Origin of the sequence: Bacteroides acidifaciens, from assembly GCF_024623065.1 — a bacterium.
In the GTDB taxonomy this organism is placed as follows: Bacteria; Bacteroidota; Bacteroidia; order Bacteroidales; family Bacteroidaceae; genus Bacteroides; species Bacteroides acidifaciens.
Map to the genome: position 1 here is coordinate 1 of NZ_JANJZR010000154.1, position 2,792 is coordinate 2,792.

The following is a 2,792-nucleotide window of genomic DNA, read 5'->3' on the forward strand; positions in this document are numbered from 1 at the left end:
TAAACTTATCAAAGAACTCTTTGGCATAGTGACAGAAGCCGCTTAGCCAATATGTTGAATTTTTAACGGACTATTAAAATTAGGGAAGGGCTATAAATTGTCTATAAATTGTTGAAATTGGGCGTCTTTTTCGCTGTAACCTCCGCTTAATGTGTCCGTTCGTAATGTTGCTTTCATGAAATCTACTCCGCCAAATATATGAGTTCTAATTCTTTCGATCCATTCTTGTCTATGGTTTTTATCGCTTATATTGTTTCCTATCATTCGGAAGATTACTTTAGTTCTATTTACTTCCCCCTTTTTTATAGTTAACTGAAGATTTGTACCACTGCCATTTAGTATTTTTATAAAATCGTTTTTAGCAATGCCATCCCATTGGGTATCGTTACATTCTTTATAAATCTTGTCTATTAGTGGTGAATAAAGCAACGATAAGTCTTTTGTAATTCTCTCTAAAGAAGATAAAAGGTCTTTTTTTAGAAGGCAAAAATCTGCATCTGTTATTTCGAGTTCAGAAGTAATATAGTGAATGTCGATGTTAAAATCATTAAATAAGTCTATTAATGATTTGGTAAAGGACTTTACAAAGGCGGCTATTCTTTGGGCTTTTCTTACACGTTCATGGATTATATATCCTTCTTGAGTGTTGTATAGTTTGTGAATGTATAATCCTATATTACCCAAAAATAATAAATTAAATTCATTACGTATGAGTGGGGCCATTTTCTTTAACAACCGTTTGGCGAAAATATTTCGGTCTTCTTTATCCAACGCAAACATTACACTTTCAATATTGAGTATTAAATCTTTATCAAAGTCTTCTGTTAAATTTGCTCCATATTTATTCACTGCTTTTTCTAATTCTTCATCAGAAAGCAATTGCTCTGTTCTAAATCTGCTTTTTTCAGCCCAACGTATAAACATTCTTTGAATATCATCACCCCATACAGGTTCTACATATTCATCTACGTATTTAATTTTTAAAATAGCATCTTCCCTGATTTTTAGAAGAATTTTACTATTTCCAAATGCTGTATATAAATCAGATATATCTTGTAGCATTTTTAAAAGTTCTTTCATGTTTGAAGAATTTTACTTTGCTATTCGTAATTTCGTGAAATAATTCTCTTTAGCTGCTATCATACTCTTTTCTGATTCATCTAGTTTGAGATATGTCTTTAGCTGTTGCTCGCTACTGTGTCCGGTGATAGCCATTATAGAACTTAATGAAGCCCCGGCTTTATACATATTGGTTGCTAAGCTTCTTCGGCAGGTATGAGTTTTAAGAAGGTCGCAGAAACGTTTCTTTGCTGTATACTCCATTGCTCCCCGTTGTTCGTCTAACTCTACTATTTCCGTCCATCCTAAAGCCTCGCCAATCTCTTTGATATGGTCGTTTATCTTTTGGTCGTAGACTTTGGGAAGTGCACCGTTATATTTGTCAAGGATAGCCGCAACACGATAATCAAGAGGAATATAAACGATATTTCCGGTCTTTTCCTGTTTAAGTTTGATGTACTTATTGCCATCGGTAAGGGTAACTATCATTTTTGAATTGATGCGCTTATAATCACTTACTCGTTGCCCGGTCAGACAGCCGACTACAAACACATCTTTTATCTTTTCCCATGCCGGACGATTGGATAAATCGTACTCATAAAGTTCCTGTATTCGTTCTTCAGTCAAGTAAACATTATCAACATCTTTATAGATCACATCAAAACCAAACCGGACGTTTGCCGCATCCATAAGTTTAAGCTGCTCGGCTGCGTAACATATCGTTTTGCATATCTTCACCATGCGGGCGATAGTGTTGGGGGAATATTCCTTATCTGTGAGGAATGAGCGGAAGTCATTATAAAACTCTATTGTCAGGTCATCAAAATCAATAACCTTTAATCTTGTTTCCTGATACGCTTTAAACTGGGACTGAAAGCCTTTGTAGCTCTTGATTGTTCCAGGAGATATATTTGTGGTTCCTCCTTTCTTTTTCCGTTTTCCGGTTTCGCATTCGTGAATGAATTGTGCTATGAAGCCGTTGAAGTTGGTGGCCTGTTCTTCTTCTAGGGCTTTAGCTTCGGCCTCGGCACGTTCTTTCTCGGCTGCTATTTGTTCGGCATATACTATCTCATGTATACGCTCTTTAGCTATGTCGGAAGTTATGGCTACACCATTTTTTATTAGTGCGTCAATCGTTGATGAAATAGCGTCTAGTTTAAGGTAAAGTTCTTTTCCTTTGCCTGTCCTGAAAGCTGTTAGGGCTTTGGCTCCTGTTAAAGATTTGTTCCACTCTTTTATATCAACCTCTAATCCGGTAGATACTCGAATGTTAATCTTTGGAACCCTGTTTTGTATGCGAGCGTATAAGGTTGCATATCCTTCGCTTTTGTCAGTTCTTAAAATGAATGTTGCACCCATATTTTTACTTTTATAAGTTGGTACTACAAAGATAGAGATTCTTTTTGATTTGGTACTACATTGGTACTACAAACTTTTATCTTATTTTATTCTATTTTCTTTGTGTGATAAATAATTTATTGTTTTTCAATAGTTTATGAAAACAATGTTTTATCTAATAAATAAGGAAAATAAAGAAAGAGAGGTTCGTCAGGAACCTCACAAAGCCCTTTCAGGTGATTTCTGAGAGGGTCTTTTTTTTGAAATAGGCAAAGATGGTACTACTTTTATAATTCTTTTGCATTTTGGTGCATTCTGGTAACTATTCAGCGAATCGAATACAATCAGGTTGGTCAGCAACAATTTTAGAATAATCCTCTGATTATCATCAAAAT

The 2,792-nt window shown here is 35.1% G+C and carries 2 protein-coding genes; both read right to left on the reverse strand.

The annotated features are described in order from the left end of the window. Positions 1 to 90 precede the first annotated feature (90 nt). Complete coding sequence (locus tag NSB03_RS20285) at positions 91 to 1,080, reverse strand: hypothetical protein (RefSeq protein ID WP_024988854.1); 990 nt, start codon at positions 1,078 to 1,080, stop codon at positions 91 to 93. A 12-nt stretch (positions 1,081 to 1,092) separates the two neighbouring features. Then, a complete protein-coding gene (locus tag NSB03_RS20290) occupies positions 1,093 to 2,418 on the reverse strand; it encodes a tyrosine-type recombinase/integrase (RefSeq protein WP_024988855.1) in 1,326 nt (441 codons plus the stop codon). Between the last annotated feature and the right edge of the window lie 374 nt (positions 2,419 to 2,792).

Coding starts and splice junctions, on each gene's coding strand:
- NSB03_RS20285 (WP_024988854.1), bottom strand. CDS start 1,080: ATGAAAGAACTTTTAAAAATGCTACAAGATATATCTGATTTATATACA.
- NSB03_RS20290 (WP_024988855.1), bottom strand. CDS start 2,418: ATGGGTGCAACATTCATTTTAAGAACTGACAAAAGCGAAGGATATGCA.